The sequence below is a fragment of the Olsenella profusa DSM 13989 genome, assembly GCF_030811115.1.
Classification (GTDB): domain Bacteria; phylum Actinomycetota; class Coriobacteriia; order Coriobacteriales; family Atopobiaceae; genus Olsenella_F; species Olsenella_F profusa.
Genome location: NZ_JAUSQK010000001.1, coordinates 568,553 through 593,537, shown reverse-complemented (window position 1 = coordinate 593,537; position 24,985 = coordinate 568,553). Strand labels below are relative to the sequence as shown.

At 63.2% G+C, this 24,985-nt stretch carries 21 protein-coding genes, 1 tRNA gene and 1 other RNA gene; 16 read left to right on the top strand and 7 right to left on the bottom strand.

The window, feature by feature from the left end:
* The first annotated feature begins 23 nt into the window (after nt 1–23).
* The 8 genes from rnr to ssrA all read left to right on the top strand — a co-directional run bounded on the left by rnr (nt 24) and on the right by ssrA (nt 7,083).
* Nucleotides 24–2,069: a ribonuclease R gene (gene rnr, locus J2S71_RS02725; protein ID WP_307388607.1), complete on the top strand. Its 2,046-nt coding sequence runs from the start codon at nt 24–26 to the stop codon at nt 2,067–2,069.
* Between the two features lie 39 nt (nt 2,070–2,108).
* Nucleotides 2,109–2,972 (top strand): tetratricopeptide repeat protein, encoded by an 864-nt coding sequence (locus tag J2S71_RS02720; protein ID WP_307388605.1) that lies wholly within the window; start codon nt 2,109–2,111, stop codon nt 2,970–2,972.
* Nucleotides 2,956–3,447: an SsrA-binding protein SmpB gene (gene smpB / locus J2S71_RS02715; RefSeq protein ID WP_021725043.1), complete on the top strand. Its 492-nt coding sequence runs from the start codon at nt 2,956–2,958 to the stop codon at nt 3,445–3,447. Before J2S71_RS02720 ends, smpB begins: the two co-directional genes overlap by 17 nt.
* Nucleotides 3,448–3,571: 124 nt before the next feature.
* The gene (locus tag J2S71_RS02710; RefSeq protein WP_021725059.1) at nt 3,572–3,712 is read left to right on the top strand and encodes a rubredoxin-like domain-containing protein; all 141 of its coding nucleotides are present in this window, start codon (nt 3,572–3,574) and stop codon (nt 3,710–3,712) included.
* Nucleotides 3,713–4,213: 501 nt separating this feature from the next.
* Nucleotides 4,214–4,663: a DUF3290 domain-containing protein gene (locus J2S71_RS02705; protein ID WP_021725055.1), complete on the top strand. Its 450-nt coding sequence runs from the start codon at nt 4,214–4,216 to the stop codon at nt 4,661–4,663.
* A gap of 1 nt (nt 4,664) precedes the next feature.
* A complete protein-coding gene (locus tag J2S71_RS02700) occupies nt 4,665–5,342 on the top strand; it encodes a DUF421 domain-containing protein (protein WP_307388600.1) in 678 nt (225 codons plus the stop codon).
* A gap of 583 nt (nt 5,343–5,925) precedes the next feature.
* Entirely contained in the window at nt 5,926–6,636 is a 711-nt protein-coding gene (locus J2S71_RS02695) for a YoaK family protein (RefSeq protein WP_021725056.1), read from the top strand.
* Between the two features lie 77 nt (nt 6,637–6,713).
* Nucleotides 6,714–7,083, top strand: a transfer-messenger RNA (tmRNA) gene (gene ssrA / locus J2S71_RS02690).
* Between the two features lie 188 nt (nt 7,084–7,271).
* Here the strand turns inward: ssrA and J2S71_RS02685 are convergent.
* From J2S71_RS02685 to glmU, 3 genes are all read right to left on the bottom strand, one after another.
* Complete coding sequence (locus tag J2S71_RS02685) at nt 7,272–8,348, bottom strand: zinc-ribbon domain-containing protein (RefSeq protein ID WP_307388598.1); 1,077 nt, start codon at nt 8,346–8,348, stop codon at nt 7,272–7,274.
* A gap of 428 nt (nt 8,349–8,776) precedes the next feature.
* Nucleotides 8,777–9,772: a ribose-phosphate diphosphokinase gene (locus J2S71_RS02680; RefSeq protein WP_021725050.1), complete on the bottom strand. Its 996-nt coding sequence runs from the start codon at nt 9,770–9,772 to the stop codon at nt 8,777–8,779.
* A 5-nt stretch (nt 9,773–9,777) separates the two neighbouring features.
* Complete coding sequence (gene glmU / locus J2S71_RS02675; RefSeq protein ID WP_307388596.1) at nt 9,778–11,166, bottom strand: bifunctional UDP-N-acetylglucosamine diphosphorylase/glucosamine-1-phosphate N-acetyltransferase GlmU; 1,389 nt, start codon at nt 11,164–11,166, stop codon at nt 9,778–9,780.
* Nucleotides 11,167–11,443: 277 nt separating this feature from the next.
* Between glmU and malQ the strand changes: the two genes are divergently transcribed.
* Together malQ and J2S71_RS02665 are read left to right on the top strand one after the other, a co-directional pair.
* A complete protein-coding gene (malQ, locus tag J2S71_RS02670) occupies nt 11,444–12,949 on the top strand; it encodes a 4-alpha-glucanotransferase (protein WP_307388594.1) in 1,506 nt (501 codons plus the stop codon).
* Between the two features lie 56 nt (nt 12,950–13,005).
* Entirely contained in the window at nt 13,006–15,264 is a 2,259-nt protein-coding gene (locus J2S71_RS02665) for a glycogen/starch/alpha-glucan phosphorylase (protein WP_307388593.1), read from the top strand.
* Nucleotides 15,265–15,284: 20 nt separating this feature from the next.
* On the opposite strand, the gene J2S71_RS02660 is transcribed toward J2S71_RS02665, so the two are convergent.
* Nucleotides 15,285–16,004, bottom strand: coding sequence for a GntR family transcriptional regulator (locus tag J2S71_RS02660; protein WP_021725033.1), 720 nt, complete (start codon nt 16,002–16,004; stop codon nt 15,285–15,287).
* 223 nt (nt 16,005–16,227) lie between these two features.
* Between J2S71_RS02660 and J2S71_RS02655 the strand changes: the two genes are divergently transcribed.
* The 4 genes from J2S71_RS02655 (at nt 16,228) to J2S71_RS02640 (ending at nt 20,085) form a co-directional block, all read left to right on the top strand.
* Nucleotides 16,228–17,634, top strand: coding sequence for a glycoside hydrolase family 1 protein (locus J2S71_RS02655; protein WP_021725041.1), 1,407 nt, complete (start codon nt 16,228–16,230; stop codon nt 17,632–17,634).
* A 39-nt stretch (nt 17,635–17,673) separates the two neighbouring features.
* Nucleotides 17,674–19,143 carry a PTS sugar transporter subunit IIC gene (locus J2S71_RS02650; RefSeq protein WP_021725039.1) on the top strand — a complete coding sequence of 490 codons (1,470 nt, stop codon included), beginning with the start codon at nt 17,674–17,676 and terminating at the stop codon, nt 19,141–19,143.
* A 216-nt stretch (nt 19,144–19,359) separates the two neighbouring features.
* The gene (locus J2S71_RS02645; RefSeq protein WP_021725053.1) at nt 19,360–19,662 is read left to right on the top strand and encodes a PTS sugar transporter subunit IIB; all 303 of its coding nucleotides are present in this window, start codon (nt 19,360–19,362) and stop codon (nt 19,660–19,662) included.
* 81 nt (nt 19,663–19,743) lie between these two features.
* Nucleotides 19,744–20,085 (top strand): PTS sugar transporter subunit IIA, encoded by a 342-nt coding sequence (locus J2S71_RS02640; protein WP_307388589.1) that lies wholly within the window; start codon nt 19,744–19,746, stop codon nt 20,083–20,085.
* A gap of 183 nt (nt 20,086–20,268) precedes the next feature.
* Here J2S71_RS02640 and J2S71_RS02635 read toward each other — a convergent pair whose 3' ends face one another.
* Entirely contained in the window at nt 20,269–20,988 is a 720-nt protein-coding gene (locus J2S71_RS02635; RefSeq protein WP_021725048.1) for a GntR family transcriptional regulator, read from the bottom strand.
* A 291-nt stretch (nt 20,989–21,279) separates the two neighbouring features.
* Here J2S71_RS02635 and J2S71_RS02630 point away from each other — a divergent pair, with 291 nt between their 5' ends.
* Both J2S71_RS02630 and J2S71_RS02625 read left to right on the top strand, forming a co-directional pair.
* A complete protein-coding gene (locus tag J2S71_RS02630; RefSeq protein ID WP_021725036.1) occupies nt 21,280–22,893 on the top strand; it encodes an alpha-glucoside-specific PTS transporter subunit IIBC in 1,614 nt (537 codons plus the stop codon).
* Nucleotides 22,894–23,006: 113 nt separating this feature from the next.
* Nucleotides 23,007–23,825 (top strand): HAD hydrolase family protein, encoded by an 819-nt coding sequence (locus J2S71_RS02625; RefSeq protein WP_307388587.1) that lies wholly within the window; start codon nt 23,007–23,009, stop codon nt 23,823–23,825.
* Nucleotides 23,826–24,047: 222 nt separating this feature from the next.
* Here J2S71_RS02625 and J2S71_RS02620 read toward each other — a convergent pair.
* Nucleotides 24,048–24,122, bottom strand: a tRNA-Gln gene (locus J2S71_RS02620).
* A gap of 93 nt (nt 24,123–24,215) precedes the next feature.
* Nucleotides 24,216–24,884 carry a hypothetical protein gene (locus J2S71_RS02615; protein ID WP_156901000.1) on the bottom strand — a complete coding sequence of 223 codons (669 nt, stop codon included), beginning with the start codon at nt 24,882–24,884 and terminating at the stop codon, nt 24,216–24,218.
* Nucleotides 24,885–24,985 lie beyond the last annotated feature (101 nt).

Sequence of the window (24,985 nt, the reverse complement as noted above, 5' to 3'; positions counted from 1 at the left end):
GGTGCGCCAGCAGGGAGGCACGTATGGGGCGCGCGCGAAGGCCGCATGGCTCCACAAGGAGGAAGGGCACCGGCGGGGTCCGTAGGCGCAGGACGCTGCTGACGGGCACCATACGCATGCGTGCGTCGGGAACCGCCACCGTGAGCACGCCCGAGGGCAGCTTTGTCGTGGCGCGTGGCGGCGTCCGCCAGGCCATGAACGGAGACGAGGTGCAGGTGAGCCTCGTCACGCGTCATGGGGGCGCCCGCCTTGCCGTCGTGCAGGGCGTGCTGCAGCATGCGACGACCACCTTTCTGGGAACCTATGACGTTGCGGACCCCCTGGGCGTGGTGGTGCCCCTGGACGCGCGCATCCGCAGGGACTTCTTCGTGCTGCCCGAGGACACCAGCGCGCGGGATAGGGGCGTGGTCACGGGAGACGTGGTGCTGGCCCGCATTCTGGAGTATCCCGCACGGGGAAGCGCCGGCATCGTGACCATCGAGCGTCGTCTGGGCTCGGGGGCCGGCATCGATCTGGCGATGGAGACCGTCATGGCCAGTCACGACCTGCCCCTGGCATTCCCCGAGGCGGCGCTCGCGCAGGCGGAGACGCTGTGCGTGGATGTGCCCGCGGCCCTTGCCGATGCGCACCGTCGCGACCTGCGCGAGCGCTGTGTGCTGACGATCGATCCCGCCGATGCCCGCGACTTCGACGACGCCGTGGCGGCACGTCGGCTGGAGCATGGCGGCTACGAGGTCGAGGTGCACATCGCCGACGTGAGCCACTATGTGGCCTGGGGCAGCCCGATAGACGACGAGGCCAAACGGCGGGGCTGCTCCGTATACCTGGCGGATCGCGTGATCCCCATGCTGCCCGAGCGCCTGTGCAACGACGTGTGCTCGCTGCGTCCGGGCGAGGATCGCCTGACCATGGGCGTGCTGCTGCGCCTGAATGCCCAGGGTGCCATCCTGAGCGCCGACCCCTGCCGATCGCTCATCAGATCGAAGGCGCGGCTCTCCTACGACCAGGCCGACGCCCTGCTGGCGGGGACGCTGGAGGCGGGCGCCCTGCCCTGTGAGCGTGCCTGGGCGCAAGGGGTTGCCGACGCCATCCGCGTGCTGGACGAGGTGGCACGCCTGCGTCAGCGCATCCGTCACGATCGCGGTGCCGTCGACTTTGCCACGCGCGAGGCCAAGGTGACGCTCGACGATGCGGGACACCCCACGGGTGTGGTGGTGCGTGAGCGCACCCGCGCCACGGCCCTCATCGAGGAGGCCATGCTCATGGCCAACGAGAGCGTTGCCCGGATGCTGGCCGACCGCGACATACCCTGTGCCTACCGCGTGCACGAGCGGCCATCGCCGGATCATCTGAAGGCTGCCGTGCCCATCCTGCAGGAACTGGGCCTGCCGGGGAAGGCGGGGCGGGAGCTTGTGACGGGCGATCCCCAGGCCCTCCAGCGCGTGCTTGCGGAGGCGGCGGGCACCCCTGCCGAGGTGTTGGTGAACTCGCTGCTGCTTCGTGCACAGAAGCGGGCAGTCTATCTGCCACATAACGAGGGGCACTATGCCCTGGCGGCACAGGCGTACTGCCACTTCACGTCGCCCATCAGACGCTACCCTGACGTGCTGGTGCATCGCACCCTGGGCTCCCTCATGGACGGGGTCCTGGGCGGCAGGGTGGCTCGGGCGATCGTGCGCGAGCTTCCCCAGCTGTGCCGCACGAGTTCCGAGCGAGAGCGCGTGGCCGACGCGGCGGAGCGTGACTCCCAGAAGGTCAAGATGGCCGAGCTCTTCGCGCGCAGGGTGGGGGAGAGCTTCTCGGGGGTGGTCACGGGGTGCGAGCGCTATGGGCTCTTCGTCATGCTGGATGACAGCTGCGCCGAGGGACTGGTGCCTGTGCGCGATCTGGGCGACGAGTACTTTGCCTATGACGAGGCCCGCCTGACGCTGACAGGCGAGGAGAGCGGTCATACATGGCGTGTGGGCAGGCGCATCGCCGTCACCGTAACGGGGGCGACTCCCCTGCGCGGACAGATAGACTTCACGCTCGCGCACGGGGCTGCAAAGCGCCCCAAGCGGGTAAGCTAAGGAGGATGGAAGCGCTTGGTGCCGCACAAGGGAGTGCGCGTGGGACAGTCGGACATGCACGAGGAGATCATGCGGGCCGAGGGGTACCTCCTGCAGGGCGAGGCGGGTGCCGCACGGGCCCTTCTCGCACGGCTGGCAGAGGATGTCGAGGAGTACGTCGACCGCAACTGTCCCACCACCGATGAGGTGCAGTGGTTCAGCTTTCCCACCATCTTTGACCGCCTGGCCTATCGTCGCGTGGAGGACGATCCCCGTGAGCTGCGGGACGTGGGGGAGCCCATCTCGCGACTGTATGGCGACCTCGCCCTCGCCTGTACGCACGAGGGCGACTACGACACCGCCATCGAGGCGCTCAAGCAGGCCATTCGGTGGAACCCCATGGCGTGTGAGTACCGTCTGAACCTGGCGGAGCTCTACCGTCGCGCAGGGGACATGCAGGAGTACCTGGCCCTCACGTTCACGGTGTTCGAGCGTGCGAGCAGGCCGGAACACCTGGTGCGTGCCTTCCTCACCTTTGCCGAGTACTTCACAGCCTGCGAGAAGCCCAAGGTTGCCGCGTCCGCCCTGCGCATGGCACGGCGGCTGGATGCTGAGGACTCCCGCCTAGGGGCCGCCCTCGACCAGGCCGCTGGCACCGATCACGATCCGGACCTGGTGAGCGACGAGGAGGCGCGTGACCTTCTGGGGGCAGAGGGCCTGCCCGATGGCGCCAATGCGGAGATCGCCATCTGCCTGTTGATGTGCGCGACCGACGCTGCCCAGGCGGGCGACCGCAACCTTGCCACCACGCTCACCATGCGTGCGCGCGACCTCGTGGGCGAGGAGGCGGCCCTCGCCCTCATGCAGCTCATCCGCAGCGAGGACGAGGATATGGAGGGGGATCCGGATGGCGCGGCAGGGTAGGCAGGGCGGACGCCAGAAGAGGACCATCTCGAAGAACCGGGTGGCGCGGCACGACTATGAGATCGGCGAGACCTGGGAGGCTGGCATCGAGCTGACCGGAACCGAGGTCAAGAGCATCCGAGAGCGCCCCTGTCAGATCAGCGACTCGTTCTGCATCATCCGCCAGGGACAGGTCTATCTGGTGGGCATGCACATCCATCCCTACTCCAACGGTGGCGTGTGGAACGTCGATCCCGACCGACGCCGCAGGCTGCTCATGCACCGGCGCCAGATCGCCCTCATAGACCAGAGGCTGCGTACCAAGGGCAACGCCCTCGTGCCGCTCGAGCTGTACTTTGACGAGCACAACCGCGTGAAGCTGTGCGTGGGCCTCGGCAAGGGCAAGAAGCTCTACGATAAGCGGCGTGACATGGCCAAGCGGGATTCCGACCGCGAGATTCAGCGTGCGCTGAAGGAGCGCAGCCGCTCGTTTTGAGAAGGATTCTCCGGACGGTCTGCAATAAAGTGTAGTTGGCAGGGTATCATTTGGTCAGACCTCACAGGGGGTGAGGCGCTGCGTCGGGCCACAGGTCCGCATGAATCCAGAGAGAGGAAGTACCATGGCTGATAAGAAGACGTACAAGTTCCGGTGCACCGTTTGCGGCTATGAGGTCGAGGTGGATACGCCCGAGCTTCCCGAGGACTTCGTATGTCCCGTGTGCGGCGTGGGTCCCGACCAGTTCGAACTCGTGGAGGACTAGTCACCTCCCATTTTGCAGCATGGCACAGGCAGGGGCCCTGGCATTCGCCGTGGCCCCTGCCTGTTTTGGCGTGTCTTGTTAAGGAGTCCTGAGCAAAGGGGCCGTGGTTGGTGGCCCTGGATCAGGGTGAAGCCAGGGGGAGTGCCGCATTGAGCGCACGGGCGTTGGGCATGTCGGCTGCGGCGATGTCATCAGCGACGAGGACGCGGTCGGCCGACAGGGCGCAGGGGTGATAACGGAGACGGTCCCACCGTGGATCAGGCGATCATCCATGCGGGCCAAAAACGATGCTCGTTGTCGGCCAGGGAGGTGCCGCGATACTGAGGCCTCGCCCCCTCGAGGAGCCGTGGGGGAAGGGCAGCACATGGCCACCACGAGGGGTACACAGGCGGCCTCCTCTTAAGTGATCATCGTCAGAACCTCGCGAATGCCTCCCGTATGCAGCAGTGCACTTGAGTGATATGCTGGGCGTCTCATATCTGCCAACGATCAGGAGCCCAAGTGAACTTCTACACCATTGACTACATTACCTCCCATCAGTCGATGGATTCCATCATTCGCGTGGTGCTGATTCTTGCGTTGTTGTCGTGTGGCCTTGTCTTCAGCTTCCTATACATGCGCAACAGGATGAGGACACGCTGGCGAGACGTGGGCATAGGGGCCCTCGTTCTCTCGTTGGTCCTGATAGGGGTCCAGACAGAGCAATACCTGCAGATAAGCAACCAGATGTCTCAGTCACAACTCCTCGTGAGCTTTATCAAGGGTGTCGCCATAGATCAGGGGGTCGCACCGAGCGAGGTGCTGGTCAACTCGACCTCTCTGAGGGATGGCATCATCGTGCGCTTCAACGAGGAGGACTACCTCGTCCACCTGAACGTGGACAACAACTCATACACTCTGGAACGAACGCATATCATTGACCATAACGTCTATGTGAATGGTGGGCGCTGAGATGAGCTTCTACGTGCTGACGGCCGTCAAGTTTGCACTCGGCATGCTCGTGATGATCCTTCAGATCAACATCCTCGGAAAGTACGAGTTCTCTCTCAACACCCCACTCAACCAGATTCAGAATTACGTGCTCGGAGGCATCATCGGCGGGGTCATCTACAACCAGTCCATCACCGTTCTTCAGTTCTTGATCATTCTGCTCACCTGGTCATTGGTGGTCATAGTGGTGAAAGTCCTTGCGGAAAGCAGCAAGGTCTTCAGGAAGGTCATCGCTAGCCGGCCAGAGCTCATCGTCTCCGCAGGCCAGCTTGACGTCTCGCGCTGCGCGAAGGTAGGCCTTACGGCCGAGCAGCTCAGTCGACGTCTGCGCGAGGAAGATATCGCTGGCATCCGCGATGTGGAGGCTGCCATAATGGAGACCAATGGCAAGCTGACCGTCAGGACGCACGACACCCAGAGCCGGGGGTCTCTCCTCCCACTCATCACCGACGGCCGTCTGGTGGAAGACGGACTGAGGCTTGCAGGCAGGGACGGCACCTGGATTGATCGGCAACTGAAAGAGCAAGGGTATTCTTCGGCGAAGCAGGTCTTCCTCGGGGAGTTCGTGGATGGGGAGCTTGAGGTCGTGCCGTTCCCCCATAACCCGCCACGAGCGGCTTTCAAGAGAGCCCCCCGTTAGACTACCGTCAGCGTCGTCGAAAAGTGGACCCACGTTCTTTCTGCCTCCAGACAGGAGAGGCGAGGACGTAGAATGCGGTCATGCTGACAGAAGCCATCACAACGCCCGGATGCACCCCTGTCACATGCCCTTTCCCTGGTGCCAGATTCCTGGCATGTCCTTCTTGAGACTTGCGCCCTTGCGACCTTCCCACCGGATGGCGCGCCACGGTCTTGAGCCTATTGGCAGATGTCTTGCAAGGATCTCCCAGACAGATCTCATTAGTGACGCGCGCGTTCATGCCGATCACCTTGGGGTTGATGTCGACGGCCCCGACGACCTGCGCCCCGTGCTGGCTCCTCCCATCAGGTGCCTAGGCGAGAGACATGCCCGCCCTTGTCCTTGGGCGCTCACCGATTGAGGTAGGTGTGGCCCAGCAGTCGGTACTGGGGATCTTTGCCCGGGGAGGGGCGGCGGTCGGCCACGTAGCCAATCGCGGGGACGCCATGAGACGCTGCCCTCCAGACCATGCCCCCTCGTACGCACGTTATCACTTATGCCTACAATGGCAGAGTCTTTGTTCCCGAGACAACAGGAGTTCCCTATGAACCGCGCCACACAGGCATCGGAGTCGGTAGAGCTCGCCCTCTTCCTGTCACTGTCTGGCGGTGTGATGGATGCGTACTCCTATCTGGTGCGTGGCAAGGTCTTCGCCAACGCGCAGACCGGCAACATGCTGCTTTTGGGCGTCAACCTCTCGCAGGGCGACTGGGGACGGTGCATCCATTACCTGTTTCCCGTGCTGTTCTTTGCATTGGGCATCGTGCTGGCGCACAACACCAAGCTCATCTTTCGGCCGCGCCACCTGCACTGGCGTCAGGTCGCCCTAGCCGTGGAGATTGCGCTGCTCTGCATTGTGGCCGCCCTGCCCGAGAGCCTCAACCTGTTGGCTAACAGCCTGACCTCGCTGGCTTGTGGCATGCAGGTGCAGTCGTTCCGCAAGCTCCACGGCAACGCCTTTGCCACCACCATGTGCATCGGCAACCTACGGAGCGGCATGCAGTCCATGGTGACCTATGCGCACACGCGCGAGCGACGCCATCTGGAGACAGGCCTGCTCTACTACTTTGTGATCGTGAGCTTCGTGCTGGGCGCCGTGTTGGGTAACTGGCTCATTGCGCCCTTGGGCCCACGGATGATTCTCGTGAGCCCGGTGCTGCTTGCGGTGGCCTTTGGCATCATGTTCGTCGACCGAGAGAAGCGTGGGCGAGAGGACAGGAAGATTGCAGCGCGACGTATCAAGGCGCGGCGATAGGGTAGAATCCCGTTGCCGGTGGCATGGCTGGCGTGTTGTTTGACAGTCGCATGGTGATAGAGCCCCACATGCCTCAGGGGGGTGACTGGTTTCGACAGGGTAGGTCTGAGGCGGGCAGCAAGCCGTGGTCTCCTCGCCACGTTAAACAGGGGTACCGTCAAACTGAATTGACGACACTGATTCTTATGAGCCTCAGCTGGCTCTTGCCGCTTAACTTACTGTAGCGGCCGTCTAACCGGGGGTTTCTCCCGCTTCCGGGGTGACGTCATCCGAGGGGGATGCGCGCACGGACGTGGCTGGTATGCCGCGCGTCAAGACTGAACCAGCTGGGACGCTGACTGTGGGTCACGGGACACGATGCGTTCGAGATGGGACACGTGACTGAGCTTGGAGACACCTGCCAGGGATCTGCTTTGGACCGGAGTTCGATTCTCCGCACCTCCACCAAAAGCGTAGGCGTCGGACTCTTCCTCACGGGAGACGAGTCCGCGCTTGTCTAGGGGTTCGCAGCAGCTGGTGGCTGCGAGAGACATCCCCATATGCCAGCGGAACGACCGTAAGGCCCCGTCCGAGGACATCCTCGGGCGGGGCCTTTTACCCACAGCCGCAGGTACCCACATCGCATGCCGTGCCGGCTACAATGAGATTTGGGGGTAGGTCCTCTGGTAATCGTCCATGGCCGCGTTCTTGTCGGTGCCGGGCATGTTGGCCTCATCGATGGGCCGTGTGATCTCGTCCCTGTGGTCGCTGGGATTGGCATAGCCGAGGTCGATGCCCCAGGCCTTGTCAATGCAGCTCACACGTTCCAGGTGGTCGCGGTAGCAGCGCAGGATGAGGTCGTATTGCTCCTTGTAGGCAGTGCCATCGGGTTGGTCGAGGTTGGTGACCTCCCTGACCTTGCTCTGGATCTCGTCCTTGAGGTCGCTGCAGGCCTTTGCGTCATTGCGGCGCGTGCTCATGCTTGCCGAGAGGTAGTCGCTGTTGAAGGTGCTGGCAACGCTCTTGATGCGGGAGTCGTAGTTGGGCAGGTCGTTGTAGTAGCCCACCAGGGCGTCGTGGAACTTCTGCTCCCGTTCGGCGCTCCTCCCGTCGTCGCCCTTGGTGGTCTGGTTCGATGTGTCGTTGCCCGAGGAAGCGTCGCTGGTCTGCCGCTCGCTCTGCGCCTGTTGGGCGGCACGCTGCCGTGGTGCCGCGACAAGCAGGTACACAAGGCAGCCCACGATGACGAGCGCCGCGGTGATGATGACGGAAAAGGCGATGGTGCTGGAGTGCCGGGGCTCTTGGCCACCGGTGGGCGTGCGTGGATCGGCACTCGAGCCGATGGTGGGCCGTGCGGGGATCGGCGAGGCCGCCGCCGTGCTGTCGAACGCGGCATGCGGAACGCCCTCGGGGGCGTCTATCGCCACCGGGATGCGCTGTGTGACGTCCGGCGCACCTTCCTGCGGGGGGAACACGACGGTGTCCTCGGAGGGGTCGGTGTGCTCGCCCCCGGCCCCATTGGCATCGTCCGCCCCGACGGGAGGCACCTCCTGCGGCCCCGTGTCTTGGGCAGGGGGCATGGCCTGCGCCTCATCGGCATCCGCGGGCGTACCTTCGATCTCGCCCTTGGGCTCTCCACTCATGTCGGCGACGGACATGCCACAGCTGATGCAGAACTTTGCCCCGGGTTCGATGGGCTCTCCGCAGTTTGGGCAGAACCTTGCAGCAGTCATGTGCACACCTTCGGATGGGATCGGCTGATCTCGCGTGGGACCATACGGTACCGTATGAGTGGCCATGATTCTATCGTATCGGAGTGATGGGTGGCTAAGGACAGGCGGCCGGGGCGGAGACAGGGGCGTCGGCACTGGGTCCTCGTCCTGGCAGCGGGCGTAGGCGTGGCCTTGGCCGTCGCTGGGCCAACGATCGTGGGGCACAGGGCCTCCGATGGCTCCAGGTGTCTGCCAGGGCAGCACGCTCAGGAGGTGACTGCCGCCCTAGGTCTACGGGGCACACCCCTACGTGCTTGTGGCAATGACGGAGGGGCTTGACGAGATGAGGCGAACGCGCCCATCGCCACGGTGTCACGGATCGTCTGGGACCAGCGGGGATGGGGCGCGCCTCGCCGTCGGCACCTCATGCCTCGGCGAGGCCCACGGGGCTACATCTCCGAGTTGCCGTAGGAACTCTCGGAGACGGGGTGGTCGGTGTACACGTTGTAGATGCAGAGGGCGAGCGCCCCGGCGATGGAGATCTGCTTGATCTTTGATCCGGGCGTGTTGGCGACCTCGCAGGGGATGGCATCGGTGACCACACACTCCACGATGGGAGAGCTCTCCAGGCGCTGGATGGCTTCGCCCGAGAAGATGCCATGCGTGGCCGAAACATAGATGTTACCGGCGCCCATCTCCTTGAGCTTGGTGATGGAGCCCACGAGTGTGCCGGCGGTGTCGATCATGTCGTCGTTGATGATGCAGGTCTTGCCCACGATGTCGCCGATGATGCCCATGACCTCGGCGGCATTGTGCTTGGGACGGCTCTTGTGCGCGATGGCGACCTCGCAGCCCAGATAGTCGCTGAGCTTCTTGGCCACCTTGGCGCGCCCCATGTCGGGCGAGACCACCACGGTGTTGCCCCAGTCGAAGGGCTTCTGCTTGAAGTAGTCGCCAAACTGGTAGAGGGCCGTGAGGTGCGTGACGGGGATGTCGAAGAAGCCCTGGATCTGGCCGGAGTGGAGGTCGAGCGTGATCACACGGTCGACACCGGCGGCCTCGAGGAGGTTGGCCACGAGACGCGCGGTGATGGGCTCGCGGGAGGATGCCTTGCGATCCTGGCGTGCGTACCCGTAGTGGGGGATGACGGCGGTGAAGCGCTCGGCGGAGGCACGATTGGCGGCGTCGGCCACGATGAGGGTCTCCATGAGGGCGTCGTTGATGTTCTGGCCCACGATGGACTGGATGAAGAACACCTCGTCACCGCGGACGGACTCCAGGAAGCGGGCATAGATCTCGCCGTTGGCGAACTTCTCGAGCTTGAGACCCTGCAGCTCGAGGTGGAGGATGTCGGCGATGCGCTGTGCGAGGGCGGGGTTGCTGGTGCCGGTGTAGAGCTTGATTTCCTTCTGGTAGGTACGGGGCTTGCTCAGGTTCTCGAACATATGGCCTAATCCTCTTCCTCTAGCCTCTGCCAGTACGCGTCGGCCCATCCCTCTTGGACGAACTGCCGGGAACGTTCCAGCGCGAGGGCTCCCGCCGGGACGTCTCTGGTGATGCACGAGCTTGCGCCAATGAGCGCGTTGTCGCCAATGGTGACGGGAGCCACGAGCATGGTGTCGGAGCCCACGAACACGTGGTCGCCGATCTCCGTGTGGCTCTTGTGCTTGCCATCGTAGTTGCAGGTTATCGACCCACCACCGATGTTGACGCCGCGACCCATGCGGGCGTCGCCGATGTAGGAGAGGTGCGGCACCTTGGAGCCCTCGCCGACCTCGGATCCCTTGATCTCCACGTGGGTGCCGGCCTTGGAGCCGTCGTGGAAGTGCGTGCCACCACGCAGGTAGGCGCGCGGCCCGCAGCTGACATCGTCGTCGATGGCGGAATCCACGATGATGCTCTCGTCGACCAGACAGCGCTCGCCCACGCGGGCGCTCACGAGGCGGCTGTTGGGGCCGATGGTGCATGCCTCGCCCACCGTCGTCCTCCCCCAGATGATGGTCTGGGGGAGCAGGACGCAGTCACGGCCGATCGTGGCGTCTGGCCCCACCCACACCTGGTCGGGGTCGAGCATCGCGACGCCTGCGTGCATGAGGCCCTCGTTGATGCGCCGTTGCATGACCTTGGTGACCTGGGCGAGCTGGACGCGGTCGTTCACGCCCAAGAGCTCTGCGTAGTCCTCGCAGTGGACGGCCGAGACGGGCTCGCCCATGCCCACGTAGATGCCGACCATGTCCGTGAGGTAGTACTCGCCCTGGACGTTGTCGTTGCCGATCCGGTCTATGTTGTCGGTGAGCCTCCCGCCGCAGAAGCAGTAGGCGCCGGCGTTGCACTCCCTGAGCCCCTCGCGCTGCGCAGGCGTGCAGTCCTTGTGCTCGATGATGGCCTTGACCTGGCCTTCCTCGATAACGACGCGACCGTAGCCCGTGGTGTCGGGCGGCGTCATCGTGAGGACGGCACAGGCGCTGTGGCTGGCGCGCGTGGCGTCGACCAGGGCGGAGATGGTCTTTGGGCGCACGAGCGGCAGGTCGCCGTTGAGCACGACCACGGGACCGGTGAAGCCCCCGAGGGCGTCTTTGACCACCCGGACGGCATGCCCCGTGCCCAGGCGCTCCGCCTGTTCCACGAACTCGATGTCCGCGTCATCCCCGAAGTAGGAGCGCACCTCCGCGGCACCGCTGCCTACCACCAGGACGATGCGGGTTGCCCCTGCCTCGCGTGCAGAGCGAATCGCCCACCAGACCAGTGGGCGATCAAGAACCTTATGCATGACTTTGGGGTGGCGGGACTTCATGCGCGTTCCCTCGCCAGCGGCGAGGACGATCGCGGTGAGTGACATGGTGCCTCCAAGCATCGCCGGTGTCTCGGATGTATCCCTGATGGGCCACCCAGATACTATGCATGATAGCGCTCCGTGACCCCCGCGGGGTTCCGAATGCATGGTGCCTACGTCCTGTCCGTGCCACCGTCCCAGTGGGGCACGAGCGAAGGGCGCGGGTGTGACAAACCTTTCCGACTTGTATAAACAAGTTGGAAAGTGTGCTATCCTTCAGAGGGGACAGGACCCGCGGCAGAGGGCGGTGGGCCCTCGTCCGACAACCGATGAGGAGGATGCTGTGCGTGCGAGTGGAGTGTTGATGCCCGTGTCGGCCTTGCCCGGTGCCCATGGGATCGGTTCCTTCGGACCTTCTGCGTATGAGTTCGTCGACTTCTTGGGGCGCTGCTCGCAGAGGTACTGGCAGATCCTTCCGCTTACCACCACAGGCTATGGGGACTCCCCCTACCAGTCGTTCAGCGCCTATGCGGGCAATCCCTACTTCATCGACCTCGACGAGCTGGTGGACCTTGGCTACCTCGCGCGCAGGGACGTCGATGGCATCGACTGCGGCGATGATCCTGGGCGCATCGACTATGCGCGGCTCTTCTCGGTGCGCCGGGACGTGCTCGAGCATGCCGTGAGGGGGTTTGTCGAGAACCCCCCGTCTGACTACGCGTCCTTTGTCTCGCGGCATGACTCGTGGCTGCCCGCATACTGCGAGTTCATGACCGTCAAGGAGGAGTTCGGTCTCGCCCCGTGCTACGAGTGGCCCAAGGAGTACCGTCTGCGGGGCGCGGCGTCTGCCCAGCTTGCCGGGCAGCGGCCCGAGCGCTATCACTATCATGAGATGACCCAGTACCTCTTCTTCAGGCAGTGGGACAGGCTCAAGAGGTACGCCAACGAGCATGGCGTCCTCATCATTGGTGACCTGCCCATCTACGTCGCACGCGATTCCGTCGAGATGTGGTCCGAACCACAGCTCTTCAGCCTTGACGCCGCGGGTGACCCCCTCAGCGTGGCGGGAACCCCGCCCGACACGTTCTCACCAACCGGACAGTACTGGGGCAACCCCATCTATGACTGGGAGGGCATGGCGCGCGATCACTACTCCTGGTGGGTCGAGCGCATGGGCGCGAGCCTGAGGATGTACGATGTCGTCCGCCTAGATCACTTTCGGGGCGTCGAGTCCTACTGGAGCGTGCCCTTCGGGTCTCCCACCGCCACCTCGGGCTCCTGGGAAAAGGGTCCCGGCATCGCCCTCTTCGACGAGCTCAAGGGGCGCCTGGGCGACCTGCCCATCATTGCGGAGGACCTGGGCTTCCTCACGCCCGAGGTCATCGCGCTGCGCGATGCGACGGGCTTTCCAGGCATGAAGATCCTCCAATTTGCCTTTGACGGTCATAACGACTCGTACTACCTGCCCCACCACTACGCACCCAACACGGTGGCCTATGTGGGCACGCATGACAACCAGACCGCCCGTGGCTGGTATGAGGGTGCGGCAACCGCCCGCCAACGCGAGCAGGCTGACCGTTACACGCACCGCATGCCCGGCGAGTCCGTGGGCGCGGCCATGGACCGTGCGATCGCTGCCTCCGTGAGCGACACGTGCATCTATACCATGCAGGACCTGCTTGACCTTGGTGACGAGGCACGCACGAACATCCCGTCGGTCCTAGGGGGCAACTGGGAATGGCGCATGCGGGAGGGGGCCATCACGCGCGAGATCGAGGAGGGTCTCGTACGCATGACCCAGACGTACTTCAGGGTCCCCGGCGCGCCCGCTCCCGTGCTGCCGCAGTAGACGGACTGTCCGCCCATGCTCGCACAGGCACCCATACGAGAGGAAAGAGAGAGAACATGACACGCCTCAACGATCTCGCCCTATCCGCCTACGGTAGGCCACTCGCCGATCTGAGCAACCAACAGGCCTGCAGCATGCTCCAGGACCTCGTCAAGGAGCGCTCCGCCGCGCTTGCCCCCACCGCGGGCAAGAGGCGCCTGTACTACATCTCCGCCGAGTTCCTGCTTGGCAAGCTGCTGACGAACAACCTCATCAACCTCGGGCTGTACGAGGACGTTAAGGCCCAGCTCGAGGATGCGGGACTCAGCCTGAGCGAGGTGGAGGAGTGTGAGGTCGAGCCCTCCTTGGGCAACGGTGGCCTGGGCAGGCTTGCGGCATGCTTCCTCGACTCGATTGCAACCCTTGGTCTGCCCGGAGACGGCATAGGCCTCAACTATCACTTCGGGCTGTTCCGCCAGAAGTTCGTGCAGAACCAACAGCTAGCGCTTCCCGACGCATGGTTGGGCGAGGAGGACGTCCTCGTCGGCGGCAGGGAGGCCTTCCAGGTCCCGTTCGCTGACTTCACCGTCACGTCCAAGCTCTACACCATCGATGTCCTGGGCTATGGGCGAAAGACCAAGAACCGCCTGCGCCTCTTTGACCTGGTCGGCGTGGACGATACGCTTGTGCCCCACGACTCCATCGAGTTCGACAAGCGGGAGGTGAGGCGCAACCTCACGCTGTTCCTCTATCCCGACGACTCTGACGAGGACGGGCGCCTGCTGCGCGTCTATCAGCAGTACTTCATGGTGAGCAACGCCGCCCAGCTCATCCTGGCTGAGGCCGTCGAGCGGGGCAGCAACCTGCACGATCTGGCGGACTATGCCGTCGTGCAGATCAACGACACGCATCCCACCATGGTCATCCCCGAGCTCATCAGGCTCCTCGAGGAGGAGCACGACATGGCGTTCGACGAGGCCGTGAACATCGTGTCGAGGATGGTCGCCTACACCAACCACACCATCCTGGCCGAGGCGCTCGAGAAGTGGCCCCTTGCCTTCATCGAACGCGTCTCGCCACAGATTGCCTCAATCATCCGCAAGCTTGATGCGCGCATCGCCAAGAACTACGACGACCCTGCGGTCCAGATCATCCAGGATGGCGTCGTCCACATGGCACACCTTGCCATCCACTACGGCATCAGCGTCAACGGCGTCGCTGCCCTGCACACCAAGATTCTCGAGGAGTCCGAGCTCTCCAGCTTCTATAGGATCTACCCCGAGAAGTTCAACAATAAGACCAACGGCATCACCTTCCGCCGCTGGGTCATGGGGTGCAACCCTCCCCTTGCGCATCTTCTCGATACGACGCTGGGCAGCGAATGGCGCACGACCGGTGACCTGACGGGACTCCTCGACCACGCCGATGACCAGGACGTGCTGTCGGCCTTGGCTGACGTCAAGGCCGATGCCAAGGGCCGTATGCGCGCGTTCATGCTGGAGAACCAGGGGGCGCACATACCCGAGGATGCCATCATTGACGTGCAGGTCAAGCGCATCCACGAATATAAGCGCCAGCAGATGCTCGCACTCTACATCATATGGAAGTACCTCGACATCAAGAATGGCAACGTGCCCCCACGTCCCATTACCATCGTGTTTGGTGGCAAGGCGGCCCCTGCGTACACCATTGCGCAGGACATCATCCATCTGATCCTGACGCTCTCGACGTGGATTGCCAACGATCCCGACGTCGCCCCCCATCTGCAGGTCCTCATGGTCGAGAACTACAACGTCACTGCGGCCGAGCACCTCATCCCGGCCGCGGACATCTCGGAGCAGATCTCGCTGGCATCCAAGGAGGCCAGCGGCACCTCCAACATGAAGTTCATGCTCAATGGTGCCGTCACGCTGTGCACCCTCGATGGGGCGAACGTCGAGATCGCCGACCTCGTGGGCGAGGGGAACATCTACACCTTTGGTGCCTCGAGCGAGGAGGTCGAGCGCCTCTATGCCGAGGGCTCCTACGATGCCAGGTCCTACTATCGTCGCCCAGGCATCAAGCTCCTCGTTGACTTCATGACCAACCCCCACTTCATGGCGATGGGATCTGCCGAGCGTCTGCGGCGCCTGCATGATGACGTGGCAGGCAAGGACTGGTTCATGGCCCTCCTTGACCTCGAGGAGTACATCCAGGTCAAGGAGGCCGTCTACCGCGACTTCGAGGACCGCGGGGCCTGGGCGAGGAAGGAGCTTGTCAACATTGCCCATGCCGGCACGTTCTCGTCGGACCGCACCATCGCCCAGTACAATGGCGACATCTGGCATCTGGGCTAGATCGCCCCGCTGCGTGTGCCCTATCTCGTCGAGATAGAGTGGAACTCGTAGTCGTGGGTGTGGCGTGAGATGGAGTACTCGAACGGTCTGCCGTCATCGAGGTAGCCTACCTGCTCGACCTCGAGGAGTGGCTCGCCTTCGGGGATGCCCAGCCACCTGCGTTCCTCGGCCGAGGGCATCACGGCGCGGATGGTGCGGTGCGCGCTGGCAATCTTGAGGCCAAGGTCCTGCTCGATGAACGTGTAGATGGAGGCCTGCACGTTCCTGAGCCTGAGGTCCGTGATCACGTCGATGGGCATATAGGTGTACTCGATGACGAGTGGCTTGTCGTTTGCGCACCTCATGCGGCATACGTGGTAGGTGAATGAGTCGTCGTCCACGTCAAGCGCCTCCGCCACGTGGTGCGGTGGGCGCACCACGGAGAAGTCGTAAACCTCGGTTCTCACGGACTCGCCGCGTGCCCGGTGCTCGGTGAGGAAGCCCATCATCTGGCCGGATGTGTCGCTTGTGTCGGGGGTGCCGCTGGAGGCCTCTATCTTCTTCACGAATGAGCCGGATCCCCGCCGGCGCGATATGAGCCCTTGGGCCTCGAGTGCGCCCAAGGCCTTGTTGATGGTGATCTTGCTCACCCCGTACCGCTCGCACAGCCTGCTTACCGAGGGGAGCTGGGAATAGGCCGGGTACGTCCCATTCCTTATGGCCAGGTGCAGGTCGTCGATGACAGTCTGATACTTGAGCACGCTCTTGCCCCTCTCGATAGCAGCTGCGCCAACTGTAGACCGGGTACCCGTTCCGGGTGTCCTGGAGAGCCGCACATCGCTAAATACCTACCGTTTAAGGTAAGCCTATATATCTGACATATAGGACAGGTATGAATATATATTCTGACATGTGAGATTAATTACAGTACATGTAAGAAATGGGATCGATGTTCGGTCAGAGCCGGAAGGGAGGGGGCGAACAGTGGAACGGCAGGCCTACAAGTTACCTGACGACTTCTTCTTTGGCGCTGCAATGTCCGGCCCGCAGACTGAGGGGCACTGGCGCGACGGCGGCAAGCTCGAGAACCTATGGGACACCTGGTCCGACCTCAGGATTGAGGACTTCCACAACCGTGTGGGATCCTACGCGGGGAATGACTTCACGAACCGCCGCCACGAGGATCTGGTGCTCCTCAAGTCCCTGGGGCTCACTTCGGTCCGTACGTCCATCCAGTGGAGTCGCCTGCTCGACGCGGACGGCAACATCAACCCCGAGGGCGAGAAGTACTACCATGAGCTCTTCGCGGACGCCCGCGCGGTGGGCATCGAGATGTTCGTGAACCTCTACCATTTCGACATGCCCACGTACCTGTTCAGGCGCGGAGGATGGGAGAACCGCGAGGTGACCGAGGCCTACGCGCGCTACGCGGGCAAGGCGTTCCGTGCCTTTGGCAGGGAGATCCGCTACTGGTTTACACTCAACGAGCCCATCGTCGAGCCCGACCAGCGCTACACCAACGGTGCGTGGTACCCGTTCATCAGGAACTACGCCCGCGCCCGTGCGGTCCAGTACAACATCTCGCTGGCACATGCACTTGCCGTCCGCGAGTACCGCGCGGCCAAGGCCGAAGGCTGCCTTCTCGATGGCTCGCGGATCGGGCTCATCAGCTGCTTCACGCCGCCTTACACGCGCGAGAACCCCAGCAAGGCGGACCTCGAGGCCGTTCGCATGACGGACGGCGTGTGCAATCGCTGGTGGCTCGACCTCGTGACCAAGGGCGAGCTGCCCGAGGACGTCATCCGGACGCTTTCCTCCCGCAGCGTCGAGCTGCCTGCTCGCCCGGAGGACAAACTCATCCTCGCCGATGGCAAGGTCGACTGGCTGGGATGCAACTACTACCATCCCGAACGCGTGCAGGCTCCCGCCCAGGGCACCTACGAGAATGGCGTTCCCAGGTTCGCGGATCCCTACGTCTGGCCAGAGGCCGAGATGAACAGGAGCCGTGGCTGGGAGATCTATCCCAAGGGCCTCTATGACTTTGCCATGAAGGCCCGCGACGAGTACCCAAGCCTCGAGTGGTTCGTCTCCGAGAACGGCATTGGCATCGAGCGCGAGGACCTCGAGAAGGACGAGAGCGGTGTCATCCAGGACGACTACCGCGTCGACTTCGTCCGCCGCCACCTGGGGTGGGCCGCCCGCGCGATCCAAGATGGGGCCAAGTGCCGCGGCTACCACTACTGGGCCGTGATAGACAACTGGTCATGGGCGAACGCCTTCAAGAACCGCTATGGCTTCGTCGAGGTGGACCTCGAGGACGGGTATAGGAGGCGGCTCAAGAAGTCTGCCGCCTGGCTTAGGAAGGTGGCGACGACCCACGTGGTCGGCTAGGCACTTCTCGGTAACGCAAAACGAGGAAAGGGGAGCGCAATGACAGAAGACGGCGTCCAAGGCGAGAGGAAATCGTTCCTCGACGGCTTCGCGGAGTTCTCTGCCAGGGTTGGCAACCAGGTCCATCTGAGGAGTCTGCGCGACGCGTTTGCGACCGTCATGCCCATCTACATCCTGGCCGGCATTGCGGTGCTCATCAACAACGTGGCGTTCCCGCTGTTCCTTGCGGGCGACGCGCTTGCAACTGCCCAGTACTGGGGCAACGCCATCACCCAGGGCACACTCGGCGTGGCAACCGTGGTGCTTGCGGGCATCATAGGGTACTGCCTCGCCAAGAACAAGCGCTTCGAGAATGCCATCGCCTGCGTGGTCATCGGCATCGCCGCCCTGTGCATCATGATGCCGCAGACCGTCAGCGGTGCCGCAGCATCCATCCAGGACTTCACCGAGCTCACCTACAAGAGCGTGACCGACGCCAAGGCCGATCCCTACACCGTGAGCCGCGAGGATGTCGAGAAGGGCCTTGCCATCCCCGAGGGCTACGAGGTCTCCTCCGTTGGCTCCAGCAGCGTGTCCAACGTGTTCACCAAGACCTACACTGGTACCAACGGCCTGTTTGGCGCCATTGTCATCGGCCTCATGGCCACTACCGTGCTCATCAAGTTCTCCCAGAACGAGAGGCTCCGCGTGAGCCTGGGCGAGGGGATCCCGCCCGCGGTCGCGGACTCCTTCAACACCATGATCCCCATGCTCATCACGCTTGCGATCTTTGGCCTTGCCGCCGCCCTGCTCCACGGCCTCTGGGCGACCGACCTCATGACGCTTGTCAACACCTGCGTCGCCGCCCCACTCAAGGGCTTCGTGAACGCGGGCCCCTGGTTCATCATCCTGGTCTACACCCTTGCCAACCTGCTTTTCTGCCTCGGCATCCACCAGTCCACGATCTCAGGCGTGCTTGCCGAGCCCATCCTCACCATCATCATCACCGAGAACATGGCTCTGTTCGCCGCCGGCGAGGCCATCCCCCCGGACCACTACATGAACATGCAGATCGTCAACACCTTCGCCCTCATCGGCGGCTCTGGCTGCACGCTCATGCTCCTTGCCGACACCTTTCTGTTCTCCAGGAGCAAGGCATCGAAGGACATCGCAAAGCTTGCCGTCCTGCCTGGCATCTTCAACATCAACGAGCCCGTCATCTACGGTTACCCCGTCGTGTACAACCTGCCCCTCATGATCCCGTTCGTGCTCGTCCCCGATCTGTTCATCGGCCTGACCTACCTGCTCACCACCCTGGGCGTCCTTGCCCCCTGCGTGGTCATGGTCCCCTGGACCACCCCGGTCTTCATCTCCGGCTTCCTTGCCGTGGGTGGTGGTGTCGCCGGCGTGGCCGCCGTCATCTGGCAGGTCATCGAGTTTGTGCTCGGCATGCTCATCTATCTGCCGTTCATGAGGGTCTCCGAGCGCGCCCAGGCCAGACAGGCCGAGCTCGCCAACGCCGAGGCCTAGCGAGGGGCTACGTCCTGCCATGACGCTCCCGGCCGGTGCGGGGTCGTACCATGGCTCGCGCCGGCCACCGGAGCACCGAGCCTCACGCATTGCGCTTGAAGGTGAGGCGCACGGGGAGTGCCGAACACCGCCGCAGGGCATGGCGCTCCACCGAGAGTGACAGGGAAGTTGCCCCGTTGCGAGGGCGGCGGGGCCAAACAAGGAGGGAGACCAACCATGAGGACCATTCTGCTCGCTTGCAACGCCGGCATGTCCACCAGCCTGCTCGTCCAGAAGATGCAGAGGGAGGCCCAGGCACAGGGCCTGGACGTCCAGATCAAGGCCAACCCGCTGAACAAGGCGCTCGAGATGGTCGACCAGGCCGACTGCCTGCTCCTCGGTCCCCAGATCGCCTATGCGCAAAAGGAGGCCGTCAAGGCCGCCGGCGACACGCCCGTCTTCGTTATCGCGATGGCTGACTACGGACGAATGAACGCCAAGAAGATCCTCGATGACGCCATGAAGCTTATGGGCGAGTAGGGTCCGGCGCCAGGAGAGGACGCCAAGGCACGACAACCCCACGATGACCAACAGGCGCGGCAGTGCGCAGAAAGGGACAGAATGGCCACCGAAGAAAAGAGCCTCGAGACAACCCAGGAGGCGGCGTTCCAGATCATTGCCACCGTGGGTTCGGCAAAGTCCCAGTACATCGAGGCCATCCAGAAGGCCAAGGAGGGCGACATCGAGGGTGCCAAGGCGCTCGTCGAAAGCGGCACCAAGGACTTCGACGACGGCCACGCCGCGCACCTGTCGCTTCTCCAACAGTCTGCCATCGACAATGGGAACGTGACCTTCTCACTCATCCTTGTCCACGCGGAGGACCAGCTCATGCAGGCCGAGTCATTCCGCATCATCGCCGAGGATCTCATCGACGTCTACGAGAGGATCGGTGCCGGGAGATAGCCCGGGCGCCCCTGCACTGACCCATGGGGCGTCATGCGCCCCATGGGTCGCGTAGCTGTCGGCCTCGGTGTGCCCCACCCTGACCCTGGTGCATGACCCTCGAATGGCACCGTTTGGGCTATCACTCCCACCATTCAAGGACCTCTCCCAGCTCCTCCCGCCCCAGTGGGGGCGTGCACATGGCTAGCGCTTCGATATCGCGCAGTAGCGGAACGTGTCGGGATGGTTCTCCACGCGCGAGAACTCGAACATGAGCCCATCGGAATTGAAGGTGTGACTCTCGATGACGGCGACGCAGTTGTAGGGATCAAGGCGCAGGTAGCGCCGATCCTCCTCGGATGCGAGCTCCACGGTGACCTGGCGCCTGCTGGTCAGGATTCTCATGCCCCGTATCTCCTCGAGGTAACGGTACGTCGAGCTCTCCGCGATCTCCCTGGTCAGTCCCTCGGCCACCTCCTCCAGGAGGTAGTCACGATCGACCTGGCAGGGGAAGCCATCAAGGCTGCGGGTGCGCACCATGTGGATAAGCCGCGTACCGACGGCAAACCCCGAGTAGCGGGCCAGTGTCTCGTCGCAGGTGACGTGCTCGAACGTTCGCACCACCGTCGTGGGCTCCATCCTGTTGTGGTGCGCATACTCAGCAAAGGACTGGAGCCCGTCGAGCGAGCCAATGACATCGCGGGGGGATGTGCGCCAGATGACGCGCACGCCCTTGCCATGCAGGGGCTGCACGAAGCCCTCGTCAGAGAGCATCCTCAGGGCACGCCTGATGGTGTTGCGGGAGCAGCCGTACACGCCCACGAGGTCGCTCTCCGAGGGTAGGAACGACTGATAGGCATACAGCCCGCTTTCGACCTTCGATCGCAGGTCATGATAGATGCCGTCGAATAGTGCCCTTGGCATGAGTCCTCCTACCCAGCCTGCCCAACGTGACGCAGCAAGCCGCGCGGGTGCCCTCGTCATCCATGTCCTTGCAAGGCATTGTGTCATGAGAGGGGCGTCCCATAGGCCCAAGCATCCGATGCCTTCCCTAATCTGCATCAAATCCAGACTCGGCCCCTTCCGCAAAAAAAGAGTCTCATCTTGTTTGAACAAGATGAGAACTATATGCTATACTTGTTTAAACAAGATTGGAGACTGAGGCCTCTTTTTGTGTTGCTTCGAATCTGCGGTCCAAATGAAAGGGATAGCGCCATGATGCAGAAGATTCAGAAGTTTGGTGGTGCGATGTTCACGCCCGTGCTCCTCTTTGCGTTTGCGGGTGTGATCGTTGGCATCGGGACCCTATGTACCACCGAGGTGATCATGGGGCCCATCGCCGCGGAAGGCACTGCCTGGCACAACGTCTGGAGTGTCATACTCGCGGGTGGGTGGACCGTCTTCAACCAGTTGCCACTCCTGTTTGCGGTGGCATTGCCCATCGGCCTTGCCAAGAAGCAGAGTGGGCGCTGCTGCATGGAAGTACTCGTCTCCTACCTGACCTTCAACTACTTCATCAACGCGATCCTCACGGCATGGGGCCCGCAGCTTGGTGTCGACTTCACGGCCGAGGTTGGCAATGCCTCCGGCCTCGCCATGATCGGTGGCATCAAGACGCTCGACATGGGCATGGTGGGCGCCCTCATCATCTCCGGCGTCGTCATCGCCCTGCACAACAGGTTCTTTGACACCGAGCTTCCCGAGTGGCTCGGCGTGTTCTCCGGATCCACCTTCGTGTACATGGTTGCGTTCCTCGTCATGATTCCCTGCGCGGTTCTCTCCGTGCTCGTCTGGCCCAAGGTCCAGATGGGTATGCACGTCTTCCAGGGCCTCATCATCTCCGCCGGCACGGCGGGAGTGACCGTCTTCGTGTTCCTCGAGCGCCTGCTCATCCCCTTTGGCCTGCATCACCTGCTCTATGCCCCATTCTATTATGACAACGTCGTCGTGAACGGTGGCATCTATGCCGCCTGGGCCAAGGACCTCCCGCAGCTCGCGGCCTCCACTGATGCGCTCAAGACCCTGGCCCCTTGGGGCGCCATCACCGCGACGGGCTGGTCGAAGATCTTCGGCGTGCCCGGCATCGCCGGCGCCTTCTACGCTACCGCCAAGCCCAAGAACCGCAAGAAGCTCCTTGCCCTCCTGATCCCGATCACCATCACGGCCATCCTGTGTGGCGTGACCGAGCCCATCGAGTTCACCTTCCTGTTCATAGCGCCGCCCCTGTTCGTCGTGCATGCGTTCCTTGCGGCGCTGCTCTCCACCTGCATGAACCTTGTGGGCGTCGTGGGCGTCTTCTCCGGTGGGCTCATCGAGATGTCATCGTTTAACTTCATTCCGCTGGGTGCCTCGCACGGCATGACCTACCTGGCCATCATTCCCATCGGCCTGGCGTTTACGGCCATCTACTTCTTCGTCTTCCGCTTCCTCATCCTCAGGTTCGACTTCAAGACCCCGGGCCGCGAGGATGACGAGGAGATCAAGTTTGGTTCGAAGAAGGAGTTCCGCAAGGCGCACGGCATGGCGCAGTCCGTCGGGTCCGAGGATCCGGATGACGCGCCCGCGCTTGACACGAGCGACGAGAAGATGGTTCTCGCGGCGAACATCCTCGACCTCCTGGGTGGCGTGGACAACATCGTGGATGTCACCAACTGCGTGACTCGCCTGCGTGTCAACGTCAAGGACGAGACCAAGGTTGCCGATGACAAGGACTTCAAGTCCATCGGTACCATGGGCATCTCCAAGAACGGCAAGGCCATGCAGGTCATCATCGGGCTTACCGTCACCCAGGTGCGCGAGCGGTTCGACAGGTTGGTCGGCAACGAGTAGCTACGATAGGCTTGTGGTTCGCGTGGACCCGACGCCTGCCGTCGGGTGCGGTGGCAGGCATCCTGCCCCTGGTGGCAGGCGGTTCCATGACACCACGCAAGAAGGGAGGGGCAATGTCCCCATCGGAACAGGCAACGGTCTTCTTCGACATAGACGGTACGCTGGGATGGACCGATCCCGCCAGGCGGGATGCCCTGCCCGAGTGGGAACGGGGCCTCTCGCCCACGCCCAGCCCCCGCGTGGCGAATGCCATCCGTGCCCTGGTGGGTAAGGGACACCATGCCTTCCTCTGCACGGGCCGCTCCCCCGAGGGCATCCATCCCGACCTGGCCGCGTTGCCGTTCAGTGGCATGGTGTGCCTCGCGGGCGGATATGTGCGGATGGGAGGGGAGGTCCTGCGCGACGAGCCCTTCCCCATGGATCTGCTTGAGGCGGTTGACCGGCACCTGGCAGCGGGTGGGTACGGCGCCTTGATCGAGTCGGTGCTCGGTGCCGTCGAGGTGCGTGGCGGTGCCTTGGGCAAGCGCGAGGGGACTCCCCAGACTATGCCCGAGGCGCTCGGGCATATTCCGGACGGCCGCGCATACAAGCTCGTGGTGCGCACCACCGCCGCAGATGAGCTCATGGAGGACCCACTGTTGGGAGCCCGTCTCACGGCCAGCAGGCTCGAGATGGGCAACTCCGAGGTGGGGCTTGCCGGCAATACGAAGCGGGTGGGCATCGCGTGTGCCCTCGCGGCATTGGGCGAGCGTGCCGGCACCACCTACGGCTTCGGTGATTCCGAGAACGACCTGGCACTCTTTGGCGAGGTCGATGTTGCCGTCGCCATGGGCAATGCGATTCCCGAGGTGAAGCGCCGGGCCACCTATGTCACCGACTCCGTGTCCGCAGATGGGGTCGCCACGGGCCTCGAACATTTCGGACTCATTTGATGACCCTCGCGTGAGGCGGGCCGAGCCTCCATGGCCAGCTGTCCGGTGGGTGCGGCCCTCCCTGTCTGTGGGTGCCCTTTGTTGCGTGTGGGTGCCTTTCTCCCGGACGAACTTTCGGCGACCTGCTGTTTTGTGAGCCCCCCACGGGAGAAAGGCACCCACACGGGTGGAGCAGGAAACTCAGGGGCGACCGGCCTTGTGCCAGCCGCCCCTTCTCCTTCGTGGCTGGGGCACTAGGATTCGAACCTAGGTTCCAGGCACCAAAAACCCGTGTCCTGACCACTGGACGATGCCCCAAATATGCCCGAAGAGATTCTACCAGACGAACGTGCGGTGATGCGAGATGGCAACGACGGGTATGATGATAAGTTCCACAATGGTTTGTCGCGCTCAGGGTAGCAGGTGCCCATACCCTCTCCGCATGCGCGCCACAGCCATGCGCGTCCAGGCAAGCCCCACGAAGGCCCATGCCCCTGCTAGCGCAAGATCTACAATCATCGTGCCAGCGGGTATCCCATAACCAAGGCAGGAGAGGGAGCGCGCGAGTGGTGTTACGAGAGACGGGGCCACCAACCACTCAGGATAGAGGCTCGTGGGGACGATGACGCCAATCAGTACGGGAAACGTTGCACTGAGTATCGTAGCGCCCAGGTAGGGATTCGTTGCCATGATGGAGATGCCGGCTGCGAACAGTCCCAAGAGCCAGCCGATCACAAGCGCGACAAGGCCCAGCACCGCGGCGTCGGCCGCCATGGTCGATCCGATGGTACCCGTGAAGAGGGCTATGCCACCTATGGTCACGAGGCCAGTGATAAGTGACGTCGCGATTGGCGCCACGCCCACGGCGATCCAGAAGATGGGGTCGAATCGCCGTGCGGTGAGCACAAGCGCTAGGACACCCCGACCATGTGCTGCGACGACGGCATTCACAACGCCACCAGCGACGCCAAGGGCCACTGAGGCCACTGCGGAGGAGAAGGCCGCGCGTAGGATGTCATCGCTTGCGAGGGCTCTGCCCATGCCGGTGGCGAAGAGGACGTCAAAGAGGGGAAGTGCCACGAGTGCCGTGAGGGTGGTACCGAATGAGGCGAACGATACCGAGGCCGACCATGATACCCGTACCGCAGTTACGATTCGTGAGCACGGTGAGACGCGTGAGG

Excerpts from the sequence above, each read along its gene's own strand:
- J2S71_RS02635 (WP_021725048.1), bottom strand. The coding sequence starts at position 20,988 with ATGCCAAGGGCACTATTCGACGGCATCTATCATGACCTGCGATCGAAG.
- J2S71_RS02680 (WP_021725050.1), bottom strand. The coding sequence starts at position 9,772 with ATGTTCGAGAACCTGAGCAAGCCCCGTACCTACCAGAAGGAAATCAAG.
- J2S71_RS02710 (WP_021725059.1), top strand. The coding sequence starts at position 3,572 with ATGGCTGATAAGAAGACGTACAAGTTCCGGTGCACCGTTTGCGGCTAT.
- J2S71_RS02640 (WP_307388589.1), top strand. The coding sequence starts at position 19,744 with ATGGCCACCGAAGAAAAGAGCCTCGAGACAACCCAGGAGGCGGCGTTC.
- J2S71_RS02695 (WP_021725056.1), top strand. The coding sequence starts at position 5,926 with ATGAACCGCGCCACACAGGCATCGGAGTCGGTAGAGCTCGCCCTCTTC.
- rnr (WP_307388607.1), top strand. The coding sequence starts at position 24 with ATGGGGCGCGCGCGAAGGCCGCATGGCTCCACAAGGAGGAAGGGCACC.
- J2S71_RS02700 (WP_307388600.1), top strand. The coding sequence starts at position 4,665 with ATGAGCTTCTACGTGCTGACGGCCGTCAAGTTTGCACTCGGCATGCTC.
- J2S71_RS02685 (WP_307388598.1), bottom strand. The coding sequence starts at position 8,348 with ATGACTGCTGCAAGGTTCTGCCCAAACTGCGGAGAGCCCATCGAACCC.
- J2S71_RS02650 (WP_021725039.1), top strand. The coding sequence starts at position 17,674 with ATGACAGAAGACGGCGTCCAAGGCGAGAGGAAATCGTTCCTCGACGGC.
- J2S71_RS02625 (WP_307388587.1), top strand. The coding sequence starts at position 23,007 with ATGTCCCCATCGGAACAGGCAACGGTCTTCTTCGACATAGACGGTACG.
- J2S71_RS02630 (WP_021725036.1), top strand. The coding sequence starts at position 21,280 with ATGATGCAGAAGATTCAGAAGTTTGGTGGTGCGATGTTCACGCCCGTG.
- J2S71_RS02665 (WP_307388593.1), top strand. The coding sequence starts at position 13,006 with ATGACACGCCTCAACGATCTCGCCCTATCCGCCTACGGTAGGCCACTC.
- J2S71_RS02645 (WP_021725053.1), top strand. The coding sequence starts at position 19,360 with ATGAGGACCATTCTGCTCGCTTGCAACGCCGGCATGTCCACCAGCCTG.
- glmU (WP_307388596.1), bottom strand. The coding sequence starts at position 11,166 with ATGTCACTCACCGCGATCGTCCTCGCCGCTGGCGAGGGAACGCGCATG.
- smpB (WP_021725043.1), top strand. The coding sequence starts at position 2,956 with ATGGCGCGGCAGGGTAGGCAGGGCGGACGCCAGAAGAGGACCATCTCG.